Consider the following 19,970-nt stretch of genomic DNA (forward strand, 5'->3'; position numbering starts at 1 on the left):
TTAGATTTTAAGGTAGGCGAGCAATTCATGAGCGATCTAGCTTTCTCCTCTTTCACTTTAATTGGTGTAGATGCACTCAAATTTTTACAAGGTCAAGTAACGGTCAACGTTGAAGCTTTAGCTGAAAATACAACGCAATACACCGCCATTTGTGACTTGAAAGGTCGTATCCACTTTGGTTTGTGGCTGACAAAACGTAACCCTGAGCACTTTGAAATTGTCACCACTCAAGACCAGTCGGAAGAGTTTGCGAAACACATTAAAAAGTTTGGTGCCTTCTCTAAAATGAAACTTGAACCTATGAGTTCAGTTTTTCCAACCTTTACGCAAGACCGTACCACCTTCTCTGCTGAGCCTACCAATATTGCAGCATGGAAAGTGCAAGCCATTACTCATGGTGAAGCGTTTATCGACCAAGCGATTGAGCATGTGTTTCAACCTCAAGAGCTTCGTTTACACCAACGTGAAGGCGTGCACTATGACAAAGGGTGTTACTTGGGTCAGGAAGTGATTGCGCGTTTATGGTTTAAAGCTAAACCAAAAGCATGGTTGCATTTAATTCAGGGTACAGGCAGTGCGCCTGCGCAAGCTGAACAGTTGAATAAAGGTATTCAAGTGGTGAATAGTACTGCGATTGATGGCGGTTATGTCGCGTTGGTGGTGGCTCGTCCTGAGTCTTTGAGCGAACTGGATGTGACAGTTTTAGACTTACCGGAACGCTTAAATGGTGATGTGGCACGACCGCAGTAAGCCTTTAAAATTACAAGTAAGTTTATAATTTACTTGTAATTTTCATTAATATAATTAAATCTATAATAAGAGACACTTTATGAAAAAATTGGGGACTGTAATATTAACTTCTGTCTCTTCTATCACTTTTGCTTTTGATTATCCTAAACTATCTAATCCTACTCAGCAAAAGTTTCTAGAACTGTATATCAAAGATCGGAATGATTTAGTAAAAGAAGATTTATTTGCCCCATCAAGCACAAAACAAGAATGGCCTTGTCCAATCTCTCAAAAAGAACAGAATAGACTTGCCAATTTATTGTTGAGTAAACCACTAGCTATAGAAGATAAATCAAATACTCGAAAAGATGCAGATAATATCCCATCAAAAGAAACGATAATAATAAACAAAAATGTTCAAATCATTCCAATGAAAGCGGAATGTGTAAATGGAAAAATTATGGGCGAAGTAGAACTTCGAACAGAATATGACAGCCTACTAGAACAATATACAAAAAATACATCAAATAATGTCAGGTTTATATCGAAAATACATAACACCACACTAAGTACGGGAATGATAAAAGATGATAAGTTAGTTGGTACTGCAAAATCTTTTTCTAAGTTCATTACTTATTTAAAAATCGAAACTTCTCCAAACGATGGTAATAAACAATTTAGCGATCCAATTATCACTTTAGAAGTGAAATATAAAGATAATATTGGGAATATGGCATCATTTACAGAGGAAACAGGGTTTTATATTGCAGGCGGTGAGACTCAAAATCTGAGAAGTACTTTTACTTTGGTTATTGATAAAAATCATACACAAAAAATCACATATAAAAATAATCACATATCATCCATTGAGCCTTTTAAAAATGGGCTTCCTCATGGTGATCAGCTAGGCTACCTTGTTGGTATGGACGATAAAATTAATTTAATTCAAGCTGAAATGCCAAGTTCACATCCAAAGTTAGTTACAATCAACAGTACTAACTACATCGAAACACACTTGTGTATGCATGAAGGAGTCGAAGTTGATCAATTCCCATGTGTTGCTAAAAATTAAATTCAAATAGTTATTTGGGTGTGCGGAATCAAAAAAATGAATACACTATTTCCGCCTCACATAATAAACCACACCGCCCTTATCATCTGAAAAATAAAAAGAATTTTCATCAACTCGGTAAATATCTGCGGGTCGCCCATTTACCGTTTTATCCACTAAAAAACCATCCATAAAGGTCTGTAATTTTTGCCCTTTACGCATAATCACAATTTTATAACCATGACCAATCGTGGCATCCGTAGAACCATGCAGAGCCACTAAAAATGAATTTTTAATGGTGTCATCCGTATTTGGATCATCAAAATAGTCAAAGCCTAGAGCAGATGAATGTGATGGGAAATAAACATAAGGAGACGGTACATTTTTACATCCTGTTGAACGTTTAAATTTTGGATCTGCAAAAATTTGACCATTCGACGAATAACAAGATGGCCAACCATAATCGACATCATGCTTAAGTGCATAAAAAGTTTCATCAGGTTTATGTTTACCTAGATGATCTGCACCTTGATTGGTAGCAAATAAAAATTTACCTATCCATCTCAAACCCACTGCATTGCGTAAACCTGTGGCAAAAACCTTTTGTTCCGAACCATCGGGATTCATTTCTAAAACAGTTGCTCTAACTTTTTCTTTCTCGACACAAGCATTACAACTCGAACCCACGGAAACATAAATTTTTCCGTTCCCACCTACGGCAATAGTTCGTGTTAGATGCCAGCCCCCATATTTATAACTTAAACCATAATCAGGAAACGTCGCTAGAACTTCAGCTTTGGCCGTGGATTTTATTTCATCTTGGGTAAATTTTCGTCGGGTGAGCTGATGCGTTTCAGCCAAATACACCCAATCTTGTCCTGAAGAATCGGTATAAAATTGGACTGAATTTGGATTTTTTAACCCCGTCATATAAGGAATAATTTTGCCGAATTTCCCCGTTTCAGCATTCCATTCATCCAAAATATAAACAATGCCTTTTTTATTGTCGGTCAAATCGTGCATATCCGTTACAAACATTCTACCGTCAGGTGCTTTGCTAAAAAAACGAACGCGTTTTAAACCTTCAGCCGCAGGAATGATTTCGTAATTTGCGGGGAGATTTAGAGAAAAGTGCTTCCCATTTTTCAAGTTGATTTGATGAGGCACAAGATTGGGCTGCCCTGCTAAAACTGCCATTGAGCAACATAAACATAGAAATAAGATTGACAGTATTTTCTTCATATTGTGATACGTCTCGATTCATCTTATGAAAAACAGCTTCTTTTTATATGATACAACTTGAATTATGAACACAGAGTCAAATACTTTTGCTAGAAAATCGCATAAGCTATTCATATACAAACTATTCTTTTATATTATCTTTTAGCCTAACCACTGCAAGCGTCTTTACAGTGGGTTAAAGCCTTCATTCTCGTTCTGTGGCTACAAACAGAACATAAAAAAGTATTGCTTTAGAAATCTATAGCAAGCATCATTCCTTGGATAAAAGACTCACCCAAGGACTTAAACTATTTTTAGAGCCTTATGTAATAGTTCACTCATTTTCAATGAATATTAAATATCAAAAATCATGAAACAATTTATTCATGTCTTTGCAGAGATAGTCTTTAAATGAAAAGTCTCGTGCATGTTTAGCATCAAATTTTGCAGTCACACCGTCTTTTTCAAAGATATACACGCGGTCATCTTTGCTCACTAAAAACGCACCACCCAATTTCATCAATAAGGCATCAATTTTTTCGCCATCTGGAATCGACTCATCGGCCAAAACTTTTAAATAATTTCGCTTAATTGACTTAATAAACATGCTGAACTCACTACTAATTTTCAGCGCTATTTAAACAGAATCGAAGCCATAAACCTAATGAAAAAGCGAAGCCATCAGCTACTAATATCCATAACACGTTTGAATCCTTCCCACCTTAGAGCATGTGGTTTGTATTGGAAAAATATATTTGGATCAAAATAATCAACGGAAATTTGTAAGACCAAAACACAATTCAGATATTTACATTCACACAATTCAACTTATGATGTGAAATGACTAAAAACAAATACGCACATAGATGGACTTATGTGTACGAAAAAGGTTTATACAGCATGAAGAAAATCGTACTTGCAAGCTTAATTGCTCTTTCTAGCCAGTTTGCACTTGCAGCCACCACCCAAGATACGACCAACCCCGAATTTGCCAAAATTGAAGAAATGGTCAAAGCCAACAATATGACAGGGGCATATCAAGCTTTAGAAAAACTGGCAAAGTCTGGCAACCCACAAGCCATGTACAACTTGGCTTATTTGACGCAAACAGGTCAAGGCACAGCGAAGAATGAGAAAAAAGCCATTCAGCTCTATCAAGAGGCTGCAAACAAAGGCTACCCTGTTGCGCATTATGTGCTTGCGAAAAACTATGTCACTGGCACTTTAGGCTTGCCACAAGACCTCAACAAAGCCAAACAACACTTTGAAGCTGCCTCTAAACTAGGCTTTGATGATGCAACTGTTGAATATGCCGTGCTGTTATTTTCTGAAAATAAACCAGAGTCTGAAAAGTTAGCCCTGAAGAAACTTGATCCTTTGGTGAAAAAAGGCAACTATCAAGCCATTCATGCACAAGCCTTGTACGACATCAGCACAGGCTTTAAAAACAAACAAGAAGCGCCGATTCAAAAAGGTCTCAACAGCATTCAAGACTTAGCCAAAAAAGGTTACATTCCTGCCCTAATGGCCGTGGGCAATATGTTTGCCAATGGCAATATCATTCCGCAGAACTTACCAGAGGCGAAGAAAATTTTTACTGCTCTAGCCAAAGAAAATGTGCCACAAGCGAAAGAGTCATTAGCGCAGGTTGAAACCATGATGGCGAATCAAGCCAAGTCCCCTGCAACAGCAGCGGTTAAAAAATAAATATTTTCTTCAAAAATACTCTCCAAGGAGAGTATTTTTTTACCACCAAAGACCAATCAAGACACTGACCACCACAAAACTCAATAACGTGCTGATCATCAATGGGGTGAGTGCTTTTTCATTCAAACCATACACTTGCCCAAAAATACCAAATAGAGATGGCATCGGTAAGGCTGCAATCAAGGTCCCTGCATAAATCATCTTTTGGTCCAATGCAGTCAAATAGGTCAGTCCTAAATAAACCAATATTGGCATACAAATATTTTTAGACACCACCAGATAAACCGTTTGCAGGTTAAAAGACTGAATAGTGAGACCGACCATTCCACCACCAATAATAAACAAGGCTAAAGGCGAGGCAGTCTGACCTAACATTGCAAACACTTGGTCTATTAAATGCGGAATTTTAATTTCAAACATCGCACAGCTCATGCCAATCATCACCGACAAGAACAATGGGTTTTTAAATAACGTAAGAAATGTAGTCTTTAAAATGGAAGCAACATTGGCTTGCCTTTGTCGGCCTATTTCAGCCAAAGTGAGCATCAATGGAACCAAAAATACACTTTCAATGATCACCACCAATGAAATATAAATCATCGCTTCACTCCCCATCAGCAACGTCAAAATAGCGGCTCCCAATAAGCCTGTATTGGACATAGATGCACCCAGTGAGAAGACTGGAAGCGTGGGTAAAGTGATTATTAAAAAGCTTTTGACCGAGAATAAAAGCCGAAATGAATAAACCAAAAGTCACAACGGCATAAACAAAGAAATAGGACGGATACCAAATTTCATGCAGGTCCTTTGTTGCCAAGGCGTGCAGCAATAAAGCAGGTAATGCAATTTTAATAACAAAGGCACTGATTGCTATAATTTGTTCTTTAGCAAGCAATTGAATTTTGACTGAAATAAAGCCAAGAAATAGCAAAAAAAAGACTGGAAAAATTACCGAGAAAATCATTCAAGTTATTCCTTTTCCAGATGATGTAAGTAAAGACCTATCCTAGAACACATCTTTACGCAGTTGAAATATTTAAAAAGACTTATGGGCTTAGAACGCAGAAAATAAATCTTTGACTCCATGTGGCTGACACCGTAAATACTGTGGTGCGATAGAGACTTTTCCACCTAGTTCTGCGGCGGCATGCCACGGCCATCGTGGGTCATACAGCATAGCCCGCGCCAGACCAATTGCATCAGCTTCTTGCGCTTCCAAAATATGTTCAGCCTGCTTGGCTTCTGTAATCAGTCCTACCGCAATCACAGGAATTTGCACTGCTTGCTTCACCGCATGAGCAAAAGGTACTTGATATTTGGCCTTGATCTGAATGTTTTGTTCCACATGCAAGCCACCACTTGAGACATGAATATAAGCTGCACCGAGTTGCTCCAATGCCTTGGATAGACCTACCGTTGAATCAATATCCCAACTTTCTGTTGCGGTCGACTCCATCCAGTCAGTTGCAGATAAACGCACGCCCACGGGATAGTTTTCAGGAACGGCTTGTTTAATGGCTTGGAACACTTCTAAGGTAAATCGAATGCGGCTTTCAAAGCTTCCACCATATTCATCCGTCCGTCGGTTTGACAGGGGCGACATGAATTGATGCAGCAAATAGCCATGGGCTGCATGTAGTTCGATCAGCTCAAAACCTGCATCTACTGCACGCACAGCGGCACTGGCAAAGTCATCTATGATGTCTTGCATTTCTGTCACACTCAAAGCATGTGGAGCATGCTCTTCGGGCTTAAAAGGCACATCACTAGCAGACACCGTTTGCCAACCATGCGTCTGATTCGGTTTGATCTGACCTTTTCCCGACCAAGGACGGTCGGTCGATGCTTTACGCCCTGCATGTGCCAGTTGAATAGCAAAAGGCATTGGGGAGAGTGTTTTGACTTTTTGAAGTAAGGCCTTCATTTGCGCACGTTGCAAATCATTCCACAGTCCTAAGTCTGCAAAACTAATCCGGCCTATCGCTTGTACGGCTGTCGCTTCGACAATGCATAAGCCTGCACCAGACAACGCATAATTGGCCCATTGTTGCTCATGCCAATAGCTGAGTTCACCAGCATCATTGGCAGAGTATTGGCACATGGGCGCAATCACAATTTTATTTGTTAATTTTAAATCCCCAAATTGAATGGGTTGAAATAATAATGACATCACAGCTCTCCCTGTACTCACTATGATCTATAACAAATAAAGTGCCTTGCATTCAACGCTAAAAGTGCAAATCTGCTGTCAAACCTTTGCACTTTTATGGCTATCCATTTAGAAAATAATGCAGCTTACAAATCCCAAGACCAAGGCATTATCCACCACGTCGCAACAAAACGAACGATGAATCCCTCCCAGCCTGCCAACTTTTCTAAATCAAATTGTGTGCCTAGCCAAAACTGAGAAGTCGTTGTCAGACTTCTACCAGTGTTACGTCCACCATCCGCTAAATAATTGGTATCTGTTAACGCATTCGCTTCAAACTTGATCCCTTTTTGCGCCAATTCAGTTCGTTTTCCCTGCCAGTCACCGAATAAGTACTGGCCATGAGCATCCAAAACTTGTTCAGCATGACTCATTGTTGCTAAAACAGACATTGCCGTTGCACATAAAGAAAGCGTGAACTGTCGCATGAAATCCTAAGCCCTGATTTAAAATGAATATAGATCCACCTCATTTAGATGAAAAATTTAATGAAAATTACATAATTTTAAAAGAAAGATCTCAGCATTTTTTTATTTTTTATTCAGAATAAGTTATCAATACAGTCAACAATTATAAATATAAGATTTGATTTAAATGGTTCAAAGATTGTCCCTATAAAAATTGCTCTCTACTCCTACCTAAGTACTCATTCTGCTTTTCATTTTGTTCTAAATGCTTAGAAAAATAAGACAGATGCCAAAACTACTTGCAATATTGCGTGTACACCGCAATATTAAGCTCACGTTTTATCATCTTACGTTGCCATGCCTGAATTACCTGAAGTTGAAACTACCAAAGCCAGTTTATTACCGTTGTTAGATCAGCAAGTACTCAGCGTTGAAGTTCGTCAATCCAGTCTACGTTGGCCAATTCCCGCAGATCTCAACAAACTGGTCGGACAGCGCTTAGTTCAATTAAGTCGGCGATCCAAATACATTTTGGCAAGCTTTGAACAGGACACCATGCTTTGGCATTTGGGCATGTCGGGTAGTTTTCGGATTTGTGAAATTGGCGAACCTCTAAGAAAACATGATCATTTAATTATTCGTTTTGAAGATGTCGAGCTACGCTACCATGACCCGCGCCGTTTTGGATGTATCTTATGGTTAGATGAAAACTCACAAGCCAAGTTAATTGATACACTTGGACCTGAACCACTGAACACAGATTTTAATACTGAATATTTGAGTCAAAAGCTGAAAAATAAGCAGGTCGGCATAAAAGTTGCAATCATGGATAATCATGTAGTGGTTGGTGTTGGAAATATCTATGCCACAGAAAGTTTGTTTAATTTGGGCATACACCCTGCGCAAGTGGCATCGAGTTTAACGCATAGCCAAATTGAACAATTGGTGATCGAAATTAAACGCATTTTGCAGCAGGCCATTAACTTGGGAGGCTCGACCTTAAGAGACTATTCAAACGCCATGGGAGAAAATGGCTATTTCCAACAAACCTTGTTGGCTTATGGCCGAGCAGGTGAAATGTGTGTGAACTGCGAAACCACGCTGGAAAACATCAAACTCGGACAACGCGCTTCGGTGTTTTGCCCAGAATGCCAACCGCTGAAAAAAGTGCAATCCAAGCCCAAAGCAACGGCTATAGTTCGAGGAAAAACCAAATGAAAACTGCCATTGTTCGTCATATTTTGGTCAAAGACAAAGACCTCGCTGAACAACTGAAAAAGAAAATCCACGATGGCGCCGATTTCGCTAAAATTGCCAAACAATATTCCACCTGTAACTCGGCTAAGCGTGGTGGTGAGCTCGGCGAAGTGAAAAAAGGTCAGTTGGTTCCAGTGATTGATAAATTGGTCTTTACTGCAGCAGAAAAAGTACTTCATGGCCCAGTGAAAAGCCAATTTGGTTTTCATTTATTAGAAATAAAATTCCGTATGGATTTTTAAAATATAGCGAGATATGGTGTGTTTAAGTCCAAACACACCATAAGCATGGTCTTGATTAAGCTTCCTTCATCTCATAAGTCCACGCATCAACAGGTTCACCAGACGCTAACACCCCCTGCACCTTTACCCGTTGATACTGTATTCCTTCAAACTCATCCAATGCATCCCAATGTTCAGCCAACTTTTCGCTACAGAAAAAATAGCCCTCAACAGCAGGTGCCTTAGAATCAAGCACAATCGCAAATAAACCTTTATCAGGTCCCCAATCCAAAATATGGACCACGCCATGCACATAGCCTTTTTGCCATATACCACCAATGCGCTCTAAAAGGTGAGCATTTTCATGATTTGGACGTAAGGTCCCATAGACAAATAATTGATTCATGCAGCATCACAATACGGGTTCAAACTGCGCGCATCATAAAATTAAATCTGTACAAAAACCAGTCTTTTCATCAAGCATAAAGAAAAAAACGGCACATGATGTGCCGTTTTATTTTTGTTATCTTCGTCTTTTCATTATTGACGTTTTTTTAATTCATCACGAATCTCACGTAGCAATTCGATATCTTCTGGTGTTGCCGCTGGTTCTGGCGCAGCTTCTTCTTGTTTACGGCGCATACGATTGATCATTTTCACCATTAAGAACACTACCCATGCCAAAATGATGAAATTAATTAAAATCGTAAGGAAGTTACCATAGGTCAGGACATTTACACCTGCTTTGGTTAACTCATCTAAAGACTGTAAATTGTTTGGGTTATCGCCTAAAACAAAGAACTTTTGTGTGAAATCCACACCACCACCGGTGATCACAGTAATCAATGGCATGATGATATCTTTCACTAATGAATCAACAATTTTACCAAATGCCCCACCAATAATCACACCGACAGCCAAGTCGATCATATTACCTTTTACCGCAAATTCGCGGAACTCTTGCATAATACTCATTTAAATCTCCAGTTTTTTTTTGACTTTAATTTATGTGACGAAGTATACATTAATTTTATAGCTTCATTTCCACGTAATTTACTCGGAAATCATCTGTTTTTATACATAGGTTTGCTAATTTTAAACAAAAAAAATGCCATCAAGTGATTGATGGCATTTTTAAATGGCGCTGCCCCGCATGGGGCAACACCATTTTTAAAACTTATTTACCAGAACGGTTACGTTTACGTTCGTTTTCAGTCAAGTAACGCTTACGGATACGAATAGACTTAGGAGTTACTTCAACTAATTCATCATCTTCAATGAATTCAAGCGCTTGTTCAAGTGTATATTCAACAGCTGGAACAAGAGTCAACGCATCATCAGTACCAGAAGCACGTACGTTTGTTAACTGTTTTGCTTTAGTTGGGTTAACTGTCATGTCATCTGAACGAGAGTTAATACCAATGATCATACCTTCGTAAACTTCTAACTGAGGTTTAGCAAATAGACGACCACGGTCTTGCAATGTGAACAATGCATAGCCAAGGCAAGTACCTTGAACCATAGAAATCAACACACCGTTTTGACGTTTCGCAACAGTACCTTGTTTCATTGGACCGTAGTGCGAGAAGCTTGAAGTCATGATTCCTGTACCAGAAGTCATGGTCAAGAATTCTGAACGGAAACCGATCAAGCCACGTGAAGGAACAGTTGCCTCAATACGGATACGGCCTTTACCGTCAACTTCCATATTGGTCATTTCGCCTTTACGGTGACCCATTTGTTCCATTACAGAACCTTGGTGCTGTTCTTCAACGTCAAATGTTACGTTTTCGTATGGCTCTTGCTTTTCGCCATCAACTTCTTTCAAGATTACTTGTGGACGAGATACGCCCATCTCGAAGCCTTCACGACGCATGTTTTCAATCAGAACTGAAAGGTGAAGTTCACCACGACCAGAAACTTTGAAACGGTCTGGACTGTCAGTGTCTTCAACACGTAACGCTACGTTATGAATTAATTCGCGGTCTAAGCGCTCACGGATGTTACGTGAGGTTACGAATTTACCTTCTTTACCAGCAAACGGAGAGTTGTTTACTTGGAAAGTCATCGTTACTGTAGGCTCATCTACAGACAATGGCGGTAAAGCTTCAACATTTTTCGGATCACAGATTGTGTCAGAGATATGAAGTTCATCAATACCTGTGATACATACGATATCGCCTGCTTGAGCAGAATCAACATCAACACGTTCTAAACCGTGGTAACCCATGATTTTTAAGATACGACCGTTACGAGTCTTACCTTCTTTGTCAATTACAGTAACTTGAGTGTTCAGACCAACTGAACCACGTTGAATACGACCAACACCGATAACACCTACGAAGCTGTTATAGTCAAGTGAAGAAATCTGCATTTGGAATGGACCATCAACATCAACTGCTGGTGGTTCAACAATGTCTACGATGGTTTGGAACAATGGAGTCATATCTTCAGCAAGTTCTTCTGGAGATGGACCAGCAACACCACGAAGACCTGAAGCGTAAACAACTGGGAAGTCTAACTGTTCGTCAGAACCACCAAGGTTATCAAACAAATCAAATACTTGGTCAATTACCCAATCAGGACGCGCGCTTGGCTTGTCGACTTTGTTGATAATTACGATTGGCTTCAAACCACGTGCGAACGCTTTTTGCGTTACGAAACGAGTTTGTGGCATTGGACCTTCTTGAGAGTCAACAAGAAGAAGTACACAGTCAACCATAGACATTACGCGTTCAACTTCACCACCGAAGTCCGCGTGTCCTGGGGTGTCGACGATGTTAATACGGTATTCTGTATTGGTACGTGCATCTAACCATTTGATTGCAGTGTTTTTTGCAAGAATAGTAATACCACGTTCACTTTCAATCGCGCCTGAATCCATGACACGCTCAATCTCACCTGCACGATCGCCAAGTGCACCTGATTGCTGTAAAAGTTTGTCTACTAGAGTGGTTTTACCGTGGTCAACGTGCGCAATGATGGCAATGTTGCGGAGAGTTTTAATATCTGACATGTAAATTCGATACGCCTAAAGTTTGAGGGCAAATTATACAGAAAAATAATAGAATTTAGTAGTGACAGTTTATTGACAGACTCGTTTTTTTTGATAAGTGGTGTGCAATTAATTTTGTAAAGCCGTGTAAAGCGATTAGAATGGCGCCACATTGCTAATATCTTTTGACTTATGTCTGATCAGAATCTCCCCCCTAATCAGCCAGATCAGCTTGATTTGGTCTATGGTTTAAATGACCGCCCTCGTCCACTTATTGCTTTTCTTGCTGCTTTTCAGCACCTCCTTGCCATTATCGTCCCAATCGTTACTCCAGGTTTGCTGATTTGTTTAGCGCTTGGTGTGTCGAAAGAAGATACCAACATGATTTTATCCATGTCATTGGTCATCTCAGGTGTTGCAACCTTCTTACAATGTAAAAAAGTTGGACCTTTGGGCGCAGGCTTACTGATTGTTCAAGGGACCAGTTTTAACTTTATCGGTCCAATTATTGGAATTGGCTCTGCCATGGTTGCTGCAGGTACTCCTGTAGAATCCGTCATGGCTGCCATTTTTGGTGTAGTAATCGCAGGTTCATTTATTGAAATGGGCGTGTCACGCATCCTACCTTGGGTGAAAATGCTCATTACCCCATTGGTAACAGGCATTGTGGTGTTATTGATAGGTTTGACCCTCATCAAAGAAGGTCTCATCAGCATGGGTGGTGGCTATCAAGCCATGTCAAACAACACTTTTGCCAATGCAGACAATCTCATCATGTCGTGTACAGTGCTGGCATTGATCATCATCTTGAACCGTATTCGTATTACTTGGGTGAAAAGCTCGGCTATTTTAATCGCACTGATTGTCGGTTATATATTGGCTGGCTTTATGGGTCATCTTGACTTTTCGGGTGTTCAGGACGCCCCCCTAGTTCAAGTTCCAACCCCCATGCACTTTGGTTTAGACTTCTCTTGGAGCTTGTTTATTCCAATGGCCTTTATTTACCTTGTAACCTCTTTAGAGGCGATTGGCGATATTACAGCGACCTCTAAACTCTCCAACCAACCTGTCGATGGTTCAACATGGATGGAGCGTATTAAAGGTGGTGTCTTGGTGAATGGTGCAAATTCTTTGCTTGCAGGTATTTTCAATACCTTCCCTAGCTCGGTCTTTGCACAAAACAATGGCGTGATTCAACTTACTGGGGTGGCGAGTCGTTATGTCGGCATCTGGATTGCTGCGCTATTGGTGATTCTAGGTTTACTGCCTGCGGCTGCAGGTGTGATTCAGGCAGTGCCTCAAGCTGTTCTAGGTGGTGCTGTGATGGTGATGTTCGGTGCTGTTGCTGCATCAGGGATTAATATTCTTTCGGGTGTTCACCTTGACCGCCGAGCACTACTGATCATTGCCATTTCGCTGGCGCTCGGTTTAGGTGTTGCACAAGTTCCACAAATTTTGGAACATTTGCCAGAATTATTCCGTAACATCTTTAGTTCAGGTGTTGCGACAGGCGGTATTGCAGCATTGTTATTAAACATTATTCTTCCTGAGCCGAAGAAATAAGTTTTCATTTCAGTATGCACGTAGCCCAGCACTGTCTGGGCATCGTTTTTACTATGGAGTATATAAAATGGATCCACGAAGTGAAGTTGTTCTTCGCCAGCAGGAATTTCTCTCTGGTTCAGTCTTACTGGTCAATGCACCGTGTGACGAATTAAATACGCAACTAACTGGGGTTGTAGAGCCACATTTTTGGACATGGAATTTTAACGAATTACAATATTTCCAAAACCAACAAAGTGATGTGCATTTTGGTACAGATTTACCAGATGTCGCTTTTGATCAAGCCATTGTATTTGTTCCAAAATCAAAAGAGCTTCTCAATTACGTCTTGCACCAACTGGTCAGTCGTTTGGCCGTAGGCGCATCAATCTTTTTAGTCGGTGAAAAGAAAGGCGGTGTAGAACGTGCTTCAAAACAGCTACAACCATTTGGTAAAACACTCAAATTAGACAGTGCCCGACATTGCCAAATGTGGCAATTGATCACCGAAAAAACCGTAACCGCAAAACCTTTGGTCGATTGGGCACAGCACTACACAGTGCTCACCCCAAAAGGTGAATTACAGATTTGCGCATTGCCGGGGGTGTTTAGTCAAAGCCGTCTAGACGTAGGAACAGCCGTGTTATTGCCTCACCTTTCCCACGTCACCTCTGGCAAAATTGCAGACTTTGGCTGTGGTGCTGGTGTGATTAGTGCTTATTTAGCCAAGTTAAATCCGAAAAATCGTATCTTTGCACTGGATGTCGATGCCTTTGCACTGGCTTCAACAAAAATGACTTTTGAAAAAAATAATCTTTTACCAGAACAACTTGAGATCAAAGCAGTTCGCGGAATTGAGGATGCGCCACTATTTTTACACGCAATCGTCAGTAATCCCCCATTCCATCAGGGCATTCATACAGATTACAATGCCAGCGAAAATTTATGCAAAACATCCCGCCGCCATCTCAAATCAGATGGTGAGTTGTGGATTGTTGCCAATCGCTTTCTGAATTATCCATTACTCATTGAGCAAAGTTTTGGCCAATGTACAACCAAAGCCGATCAACAAGGCTTTAAAGTGCTGTTTGCTAGCACACAAAAGAAATCTTAAGGAACAATGATGAGCGAAACGACTCAACCAGCTCAACTCAAGCGAAAGCTTGGAGCTCGCCATCTGAATATGATCGCCATTGGTGGTTCAATTGGCACAGGTTTATTCCTTGCCTCAGGTGCAACCATTGCAAATGCTGGTCCAGGCGGGGCGTTATTGGCCTACTGCTTAATTGGTGTGATGATTTACTTTCTCATGACCAGTCTTGGTGAGTTGGCAACACACAACCCAACATCGGGTGCATTTTTCACCTATGGTACCAAGTATGTTGAAGGTGGTTTTGGTTTCGCCCTCGGCTGGAACTATTGGTATAACTGGGCGATTACGGTGGCATTTGAATTGGTTGCCGTCCAATTCATTATGAAATTCTGGTTCCCCGACCTACCTGGTTTTTACTGGAGTGCCTTATTTCTAGCTGTTGTCTTTGGGATCAACGCACTCACCGTCAAAGGCTTTGGTGAAAGTGAGTTCTTCTTCTCCTTGGTGAAAGTCCTTGCCATTATCGTGTTTATCATCATTGGTATTTTCATGATTGTTAAAATCATGATGACACCAGGTGTATCTACATTTGCAAACTGGACTAAAGGTGAAGCCCCATTTGTTGGTGGTTTATCTGCACTAATTGGTGTGGCGATGATTGCGGGGTTCTCGTTTCAAGGTACCGAGATGGTTGGCGTTGCTGCAGGTGAATCAAAAGATCCGCAGAAAACCATTCCAATCGCCATCAAACAGATTTTTTGGCGTATTCTTCTGTTTTATGTCGTGTGTATTTTCATTATTGGCACCCTGATTTCTTATGATGATCCCTTGCTCCTTCAAGCCGCTTCATCTGAGAATATTACACTCTCTCCCTTTACTCTACTCTATGAAAAAGCAGGTTTTGCCTTTGCAGCCAGTGTAATGAATGCTGTAATTTTAACAGCCATTCTTTCAGCGGGTAACTCAGGAATGTATTCGTCAACACGTATGTTGTTCGACATGGCCCAAAATGGTAGCGCACCAAAAGCATTTTCAAAATTGGACCGTCGTGGCGTACCTATGAATGCCCTTTATGCGACCACAGCAATTGCCGCACTTTGCTTCTTAACTACCTTTATTGGTGAAAAGCAGGTATTTAACTGGCTGCTCAATATGTCAGGTATGTGTGGTTTTATCGTCTGGTTAGGGATTGCTGTTTCACACTATCGTTTCCGTAAAGGTTATGTTGCGCAAGGACATAGAATTGAAGATCTGGCTTATCGTGCCAAATTTTTCCCTTTTGCTCCATGGTTTGCCTTTATTCTGTGTACCATTGTTGTTTTAGGTCAAAACTACCAAGCAGTACTTGATGGCGAATGGCTCTCTGTTCTATCGACCTATATTGGTATTTTCTTGTTCTTGATCATTTGGTTAGGCTATAAGTGGAAATACAAAACCAAACTGGTTTCTTATCAAGAGATGGATGTCAGTCCAATGAACCCCGATCGCGATTAAAATCCTTTCATAATAAAAGACAGTCTTCGGGCTGTTTTTTATTATCATCATTTATTGTTTAACTCAAACCATAACACATCAATTAATAATTCAATTTTCAATAAGATAGTTCAATTATTAAAGTCACATAAAACCGATAGCTATAATTCGAATCTAGCCTAAAATTAGTTAATATTCTGCAACTAGTATCCGTTCACTTGTGAGATGAACAATTGACATACTTACGCAGTAAAAAGAACGTACTTGGTTTAGCTCCAAATTCGCACCGCCACAACTCAAGAAGACAGCTTGTTGAGCACTGATCGCGATCTATTTTTTAGACAGAAAATAAAGTAGTTTCAAGTGGCTCCAAGTTGGAAATATTATTTCGTTGGCAAACACATCCTTGTAAAGTTAAATAACTAGAATTATCCATTTACTCTAAAGGTAAAGCTATTATCAATGTCATGAAGCAGGAATAAATGTAAATACCCTTATCATTCCTCTTAGCCCCATCCCTATAATTCGAAACTTCTAACAGTATCATCCTATAACGAAACTAACCATGACGACCCTAAGTCTTAACGGCTCTTGCATTAAGTAATGGGTTTATTGTTATCAACATGACTTAACATAAATTGCATTATTTTTAGGCATAAAAAAACGACTCCGAAGAGTCGTTTTTTTATTAGTTAAAACTCAAATTATTGAGCTTGAACTGTACGGCTGCCAGAAATTGTCGCGAATACACGACGGTTCATAGCACGGCCTTCTTTAGTATTGTTGTCAGCAATCGGTTGGTCCCAAGCGAAACCTTGAGTAGACAAACGAGCTGGGTCAACGTTGTATTCGTTTACTAGAGACGATTTAACAGAGTTAGCACGAGCTAAAGATAAACGTTCGTTCAATGCACGTGGACCAGTGTTGTCTGTGTGACCTTCGATGCGAGCAGTAGCGTTTGGATATTCAACTAACTTCTCAGCAACTTTAGCGATTTCTGGTTTGTATTGGTCTTTGATATTTGATTTATTTGTATCAAAGAACACACGAAGTTCCATGTTAAGGTCTTCAGTTAACTCTTGTGGTTCAACTGGAGCAACAGGCTCAACTGGAGCAACTTCTACTACAGGAGCAGCAGGCTTCAAGTGACCACCAAGAACTACGTTAAGACCAGCAAGTGCTGTGTAGTTCCAGAAATCTTCATCAATGTTGTAAGTAGCACGAGCTTCAGTACGTAGAGATAAAGCGTCGTTTAAGCGCCAGAAAGCACCAAGACCAGCATTACCTAAAGTACCTTCTTCGTCTTTAGCAATACCATCGATGTCATATTTATAGTGACCAGCACCTAAAAGTACATACGGCTTAATTTTGCTGTCGTAGTTTTTAGTAATCAAATCAGAAGTAGCATAGAAGTTACCATTGATTTGAGTTTGCTTGTATTCAGCGCCAGCAGCTAAACCGTCTACATCACCTTTAACTTGGTTGTATTCAGCTTCGAAACCTAACCATGGAGTCAATTCAACGCCTAGAGCAGCACCAACGAATAAATCGTCTTGAAGTTCAGGACCTGAAGTTAAGTGGTCAACTCCGTTGTTGTGCTGACTGTCTTGGAAAGTGTAACCAAGCATTAATGGAGTAACAGTTACGCCCGCGTTTGCAGCAGCTAAAGGAGCAGCTACGAGCATTGCTAATGCAATACGACTCATTTTCATGGATTTATCCTCCAGAGATAACAATTGTTTTTCAAGCTAAGCTTAAAATTATTTAACCATTCTGAGATAGGTTTTTTTATACCCCAGTTTTATTTTTAAGCTATTCGCAATGAATCATACAAACACTTTATTTTTTTTCCAAGTGCTTGATAACTTTAATCAAGTAAATTATTGACAAAATTACTTACAATTTCCGTTGTAATTCGGTAATTTTTTACTCAATTTTTAGTTGCGAATCGCTTATTTTCACTTGTCATACATTTTAACAGCTTTTTGAACAAGTTGAATACTACTAATTATGTATAAAATTTGTTTGATAAACAAAGCTTTAATAAATAAAAAATAATCTTAAAATAAAAAATACGGATAAATACATGTTTTATATCAATAAAAAAGGGATAACTTTGTTTGAACTTGTGATTACCATCACTATTCTTGCCATCATTTGCACACTCGCCCTGCCATATTTTCATCAACACATGGCCTCACAAGAGCGAAGCAAGACGCTGAATATATTAAGAAATAGTATTCAGACTGCCAAGAATATAGCCAACTTACAACATCAAAATATCACCATTTGTCCAAGTCAAGACCTCGTTCAATGCCAGAATCATCAATGGAACACAGGCTTTATTGTATTTATCGATAATAATAAAAACCGACGAGTAGATCCCACTGAAACCATTATTCGAACAGAACAGCAACAGCTCAAATATGGCAATCTTGATTGGCGAGGCACACTCAACCTTCCATCCTTAAGCTTTAAAGCTGAAAATGGTCTCCCTCTCGGCTCAAATGGAACTTTTTATTATTGCTCTTTGCAAAGCTCAGATCATTTTAAACTAGTCATGAGCAAAATGGGACAGCTCCGAGCCGAGCCACTCAATACCTGTAACTAGACCCATGAGTCCATAATCACGTTTTCAGCTTTTCACTCAAAAAAATTTGCATATACTGCTTAAGTTTCCAACAAAACAGATAAGTGATTTCGGAGAAGAAAATGACAGACATCGTGATTGTAAATGGTGCACGTACCGCAATGGGTGGTTTTCAAGGCAGTTTAGCAAGCGTAACTGCGCCTGAACTCGGTGCTGTGACCATCAAAGAAGCGATTGCTCGAGCAGGCTTACAAGCAAACGATGTAGAAGAAGTCATTATGGGCTGTGTTCTACCTGCCGGTTTAAAGCAAGGTCCAGCACGCCAAGCTATGCGCCAAGCTGGTTTACCTGATTCAACAGGTGCCGTGACCATTAATAAGCTCTGTGGTTCTGGTATGAAAGCAGTTATGCAAGCGGCGGACATGATCAAAGCTGGTTCTGCAAATATTGTTGTTGCAGGTGGCATGGAGTCGATGACAAATGCACCTTATATTTTAACCAAAGCGCGTGCGGGCTACCGTATGGGACATGGCGATGTCAAAGACCACATGTTCCTTGATGGTTTAGAAGATGCTGAAACAGGCCGTTTGATGGGTTCTTTTGCACAAGATATGGCCAATACTCGTGGCTATACGCGTGAGCAAATGGATGCCTTCGCGATTCGCTCTTTAGAGCGCGCACAAACAGCGGTCAACGAAGGTTACTTTGCCGATGAAATTGTGCCTGTGACTGTAGCAACCCGTAAAGGGGATGTTGTCATTGATAAAGATGAACAACCGTTCAATGCCAACATTGCAAAAATTCCAAGCCTTCGCCCTGCTTTTGCTAAAGACGGCACCATCACTGCGGCAAATGCAAGTTCAATCTCGGATGGTGCATCAGCATTGGTTTTAACTTCAGCAGAGAATGCATCGAACAAAGGTTTAGCCCCATTAGCTAAAATTGTGGCTTATGCTTCGAATTCACAACATCCATCAGAGTTTACCATTGCACCCGTCGGTGCAATTGAAAAAGTACTGAAAAAAACGGGGTGGGATGCACAAGAGGTCGACCTTTGGGAAATCAATGAAGCTTTTGCAATGGTGACCATGTGCCCAATAGATGACTTCAAGCTTGATCCTGCAAAAGTGAACATCAATGGTGGAGCTTGCGCACTGGGTCACCCTGTCGGTTCAACAGGCTCACGTATTATCCTCACTTTAATTCATGCACTTAAACGCACAGGTGGTCAAAAAGGGATTGCAGCACTATGCATCGGCGGCGGTGAAGCGACTGCTGTCGCGATTGAATTACTTTAAGATGCAAGCAACCTTCTTTTATTGACATATTTTATACAATAAAAGATTGAATGATTAGCTGATATAAAAGCGATATTTATGAGAATCCCTCGACTTCGGGGGATTTTCTATTACAAGATTGTATTATGGTCGATCTCAACGACTTGTTAAAATAACGACGAAAAAAATAACAAGGAT

The 19,970-nt window shown here is 40.2% G+C and carries 17 protein-coding genes and 2 pseudogenes; 10 read left to right on the forward strand and 9 right to left on the reverse strand.

Annotated elements, in window-relative coordinates; translation table 11 throughout:
• Window positions 1–27 precede the first annotated feature (27 nt).
• Together ygfZ and ACZ8ZH_RS14175 are read left to right on the forward strand one after the other, a co-directional pair.
• Window positions 28–750, forward strand: a complete 723-nt coding sequence (ygfZ, locus tag ACZ8ZH_RS14170; protein ID WP_119063716.1) for a CAF17-like 4Fe-4S cluster assembly/insertion protein YgfZ — start codon at window positions 28–30, stop codon at window positions 748–750.
• Window positions 751–829: 79 nt separating this feature from the next.
• Window positions 830–1,801, forward strand: a complete 972-nt coding sequence (locus ACZ8ZH_RS14175) for a hypothetical protein (protein ID WP_119063715.1) — start codon at window positions 830–832, stop codon at window positions 1,799–1,801.
• A 45-nt stretch (window positions 1,802–1,846) separates the two neighbouring features.
• Here the strand turns inward: ACZ8ZH_RS14175 and ACZ8ZH_RS14180 are convergent, their stop codons facing one another.
• Together ACZ8ZH_RS14180 and ACZ8ZH_RS14185 are read right to left on the reverse strand one after the other, a co-directional pair.
• Complete coding sequence (locus ACZ8ZH_RS14180; protein WP_119063714.1) at window positions 1,847–3,022, reverse strand: PQQ-dependent sugar dehydrogenase; 1,176 nt, start codon at window positions 3,020–3,022, stop codon at window positions 1,847–1,849.
• Window positions 3,023–3,362: 340 nt separating this feature from the next.
• Window positions 3,363–3,608 (reverse strand): hypothetical protein, encoded by a 246-nt coding sequence (locus ACZ8ZH_RS14185; RefSeq protein WP_119063713.1) that lies wholly within the window; start codon window positions 3,606–3,608, stop codon window positions 3,363–3,365.
• A 293-nt stretch (window positions 3,609–3,901) separates the two neighbouring features.
• On the opposite strand from ACZ8ZH_RS14185, the gene ACZ8ZH_RS14190 reads away from it, so the two are divergent.
• Complete coding sequence (locus tag ACZ8ZH_RS14190) at window positions 3,902–4,708, forward strand: tetratricopeptide repeat protein (protein WP_110973876.1); 807 nt, start codon at window positions 3,902–3,904, stop codon at window positions 4,706–4,708.
• A gap of 39 nt (window positions 4,709–4,747) precedes the next feature.
• On the opposite strand, the pseudogene ACZ8ZH_RS14195 reads toward ACZ8ZH_RS14190, so the two are convergent.
• The 3 genes and pseudogenes from ACZ8ZH_RS14195 to ACZ8ZH_RS14205 form a co-directional block, all read right to left on the reverse strand.
• Window positions 4,748–5,672, reverse strand: a pseudogene (locus ACZ8ZH_RS14195) (AEC family transporter).
• Window positions 5,673–5,762: 90 nt separating this feature from the next.
• Window positions 5,763–6,878: an NADH:flavin oxidoreductase/NADH oxidase gene (locus ACZ8ZH_RS14200; RefSeq protein ID WP_086208823.1), complete on the reverse strand. Its 1,116-nt coding sequence runs from the start codon at window positions 6,876–6,878 to the stop codon at window positions 5,763–5,765.
• A 158-nt stretch (window positions 6,879–7,036) separates the two neighbouring features.
• A pseudogene (locus ACZ8ZH_RS14205) lies at window positions 7,037–7,345 on the reverse strand (carbohydrate porin); the annotation flags it as partial.
• Window positions 7,346–7,681: 336 nt separating this feature from the next.
• On the opposite strand from ACZ8ZH_RS14205, the gene mutM reads away from it, so the two are divergent.
• Window positions 7,682–8,542, forward strand: a complete 861-nt coding sequence (gene mutM, locus ACZ8ZH_RS14210) for a bifunctional DNA-formamidopyrimidine glycosylase/DNA-(apurinic or apyrimidinic site) lyase (protein WP_086208824.1) — start codon at window positions 7,682–7,684, stop codon at window positions 8,540–8,542.
• On the forward strand, window positions 8,539–8,823 hold the full coding sequence (locus ACZ8ZH_RS14215) for a peptidylprolyl isomerase (protein ID WP_086208825.1): 285 nt from the start codon (window positions 8,539–8,541) through the stop codon (window positions 8,821–8,823). The genes mutM and ACZ8ZH_RS14215 overlap by 4 nt, the downstream gene beginning before the upstream one ends.
• Before the next feature lie 55 nt (window positions 8,824–8,878).
• Here the strand turns inward: ACZ8ZH_RS14215 and ACZ8ZH_RS14220 are convergent, their stop codons facing one another.
• The 3 genes from ACZ8ZH_RS14220 to typA all read right to left on the reverse strand — a co-directional run bounded on the left by ACZ8ZH_RS14220 (window position 8,879) and on the right by typA (window position 11,818).
• The gene (locus ACZ8ZH_RS14220) at window positions 8,879–9,208 is read right to left on the reverse strand and encodes a gamma-glutamylcyclotransferase family protein (RefSeq protein WP_086208826.1); all 330 of its coding nucleotides are present in this window, start codon (window positions 9,206–9,208) and stop codon (window positions 8,879–8,881) included.
• A 134-nt stretch (window positions 9,209–9,342) separates the two neighbouring features.
• Entirely contained in the window at window positions 9,343–9,777 is a 435-nt protein-coding gene (mscL, locus tag ACZ8ZH_RS14225) for a large conductance mechanosensitive channel protein MscL (RefSeq protein ID WP_086208827.1), read from the reverse strand.
• Window positions 9,778–9,979: 202 nt separating this feature from the next.
• Window positions 9,980–11,818: a translational GTPase TypA gene (gene typA / locus ACZ8ZH_RS14230; protein WP_004695169.1), complete on the reverse strand. Its 1,839-nt coding sequence runs from the start codon at window positions 11,816–11,818 to the stop codon at window positions 9,980–9,982.
• Window positions 11,819–11,989: 171 nt separating this feature from the next.
• On the opposite strand from typA, the gene ACZ8ZH_RS14235 reads away from it, so the two are divergent.
• The 3 genes from ACZ8ZH_RS14235 (at window position 11,990) to ACZ8ZH_RS14245 (ending at window position 15,926) form a co-directional block, all read left to right on the forward strand.
• A complete protein-coding gene (locus ACZ8ZH_RS14235) occupies window positions 11,990–13,360 on the forward strand; it encodes a uracil-xanthine permease family protein (protein WP_470247762.1) in 1,371 nt (456 codons plus the stop codon).
• 67 nt (window positions 13,361–13,427) lie between these two features.
• Window positions 13,428–14,453 (forward strand): class I SAM-dependent methyltransferase, encoded by a 1,026-nt coding sequence (locus tag ACZ8ZH_RS14240; RefSeq protein ID WP_086208829.1) that lies wholly within the window; start codon window positions 13,428–13,430, stop codon window positions 14,451–14,453.
• A gap of 9 nt (window positions 14,454–14,462) precedes the next feature.
• A complete protein-coding gene (locus ACZ8ZH_RS14245) occupies window positions 14,463–15,926 on the forward strand; it encodes an amino acid permease (protein WP_119063712.1) in 1,464 nt (487 codons plus the stop codon).
• A 683-nt stretch (window positions 15,927–16,609) separates the two neighbouring features.
• Here the strand turns inward: ACZ8ZH_RS14245 and omp38 are convergent.
• On the reverse strand, window positions 16,610–17,617 hold the full coding sequence (gene omp38 / locus ACZ8ZH_RS14250) for an outer membrane protein Omp38 (RefSeq protein ID WP_086208831.1): 1,008 nt from the start codon (window positions 17,615–17,617) through the stop codon (window positions 16,610–16,612).
• Between the two features lie 374 nt (window positions 17,618–17,991).
• Between omp38 and ACZ8ZH_RS14255 the strand changes: the two genes are divergently transcribed.
• A complete protein-coding gene (locus ACZ8ZH_RS14255; RefSeq protein WP_119063711.1) occupies window positions 17,992–18,516 on the forward strand; it encodes a GspH/FimT family pseudopilin in 525 nt (174 codons plus the stop codon).
• Window positions 18,517–18,617: 101 nt separating this feature from the next.
• Entirely contained in the window at window positions 18,618–19,793 is a 1,176-nt protein-coding gene (locus tag ACZ8ZH_RS14260) for a thiolase family protein (RefSeq protein WP_119063710.1), read from the forward strand.
• Window positions 19,794–19,970 lie beyond the last annotated feature (177 nt).

The sequence above is a fragment of the Acinetobacter sp. SW-226 genome, from assembly GCF_055632855.1.

Bases quoted from the DNA above. Each gene is read 5' to 3' on its own strand.
- ygfZ (WP_119063716.1), top strand. From the start codon at position 28: ATGAGCGATCTAGCTTTCTCCTCTTTCACTTTAATTGGTGTAGATGCA.
- ACZ8ZH_RS14175 (WP_119063715.1), top strand. From the start codon at position 830: ATGAAAAAATTGGGGACTGTAATATTAACTTCTGTCTCTTCTATCACT.
- ACZ8ZH_RS14180 (WP_119063714.1), bottom strand. From the start codon at position 3,022: ATGAAGAAAATACTGTCAATCTTATTTCTATGTTTATGTTGCTCAATG.
- ACZ8ZH_RS14185 (WP_119063713.1), bottom strand. From the start codon at position 3,608: ATGTTTATTAAGTCAATTAAGCGAAATTATTTAAAAGTTTTGGCCGAT.
- ACZ8ZH_RS14190 (WP_110973876.1), top strand. From the start codon at position 3,902: ATGAAGAAAATCGTACTTGCAAGCTTAATTGCTCTTTCTAGCCAGTTT.
- ACZ8ZH_RS14200 (WP_086208823.1), bottom strand. From the start codon at position 6,878: ATGTCATTATTATTTCAACCCATTCAATTTGGGGATTTAAAATTAACA.
- mutM (WP_086208824.1), top strand. From the start codon at position 7,682: ATGCCTGAATTACCTGAAGTTGAAACTACCAAAGCCAGTTTATTACCG.
- ACZ8ZH_RS14215 (WP_086208825.1), top strand. From the start codon at position 8,539: ATGAAAACTGCCATTGTTCGTCATATTTTGGTCAAAGACAAAGACCTC.
- ACZ8ZH_RS14220 (WP_086208826.1), bottom strand. From the start codon at position 9,208: ATGAATCAATTATTTGTCTATGGGACCTTACGTCCAAATCATGAAAAT.
- mscL (WP_086208827.1), bottom strand. From the start codon at position 9,777: ATGAGTATTATGCAAGAGTTCCGCGAATTTGCGGTAAAAGGTAATATG.
- typA (WP_004695169.1), bottom strand. From the start codon at position 11,818: ATGTCAGATATTAAAACTCTCCGCAACATTGCCATCATTGCGCACGTT.
- ACZ8ZH_RS14235 (WP_470247762.1), top strand. From the start codon at position 11,990: ATGTCTGATCAGAATCTCCCCCCTAATCAGCCAGATCAGCTTGATTTG.
- ACZ8ZH_RS14240 (WP_086208829.1), top strand. From the start codon at position 13,428: ATGGATCCACGAAGTGAAGTTGTTCTTCGCCAGCAGGAATTTCTCTCT.
- ACZ8ZH_RS14245 (WP_119063712.1), top strand. From the start codon at position 14,463: ATGAGCGAAACGACTCAACCAGCTCAACTCAAGCGAAAGCTTGGAGCT.
- omp38 (WP_086208831.1), bottom strand. From the start codon at position 17,617: ATGAAAATGAGTCGTATTGCATTAGCAATGCTCGTAGCTGCTCCTTTA.
- ACZ8ZH_RS14255 (WP_119063711.1), top strand. From the start codon at position 17,992: ATGTTTTATATCAATAAAAAAGGGATAACTTTGTTTGAACTTGTGATT.
- ACZ8ZH_RS14260 (WP_119063710.1), top strand. From the start codon at position 18,618: ATGACAGACATCGTGATTGTAAATGGTGCACGTACCGCAATGGGTGGT.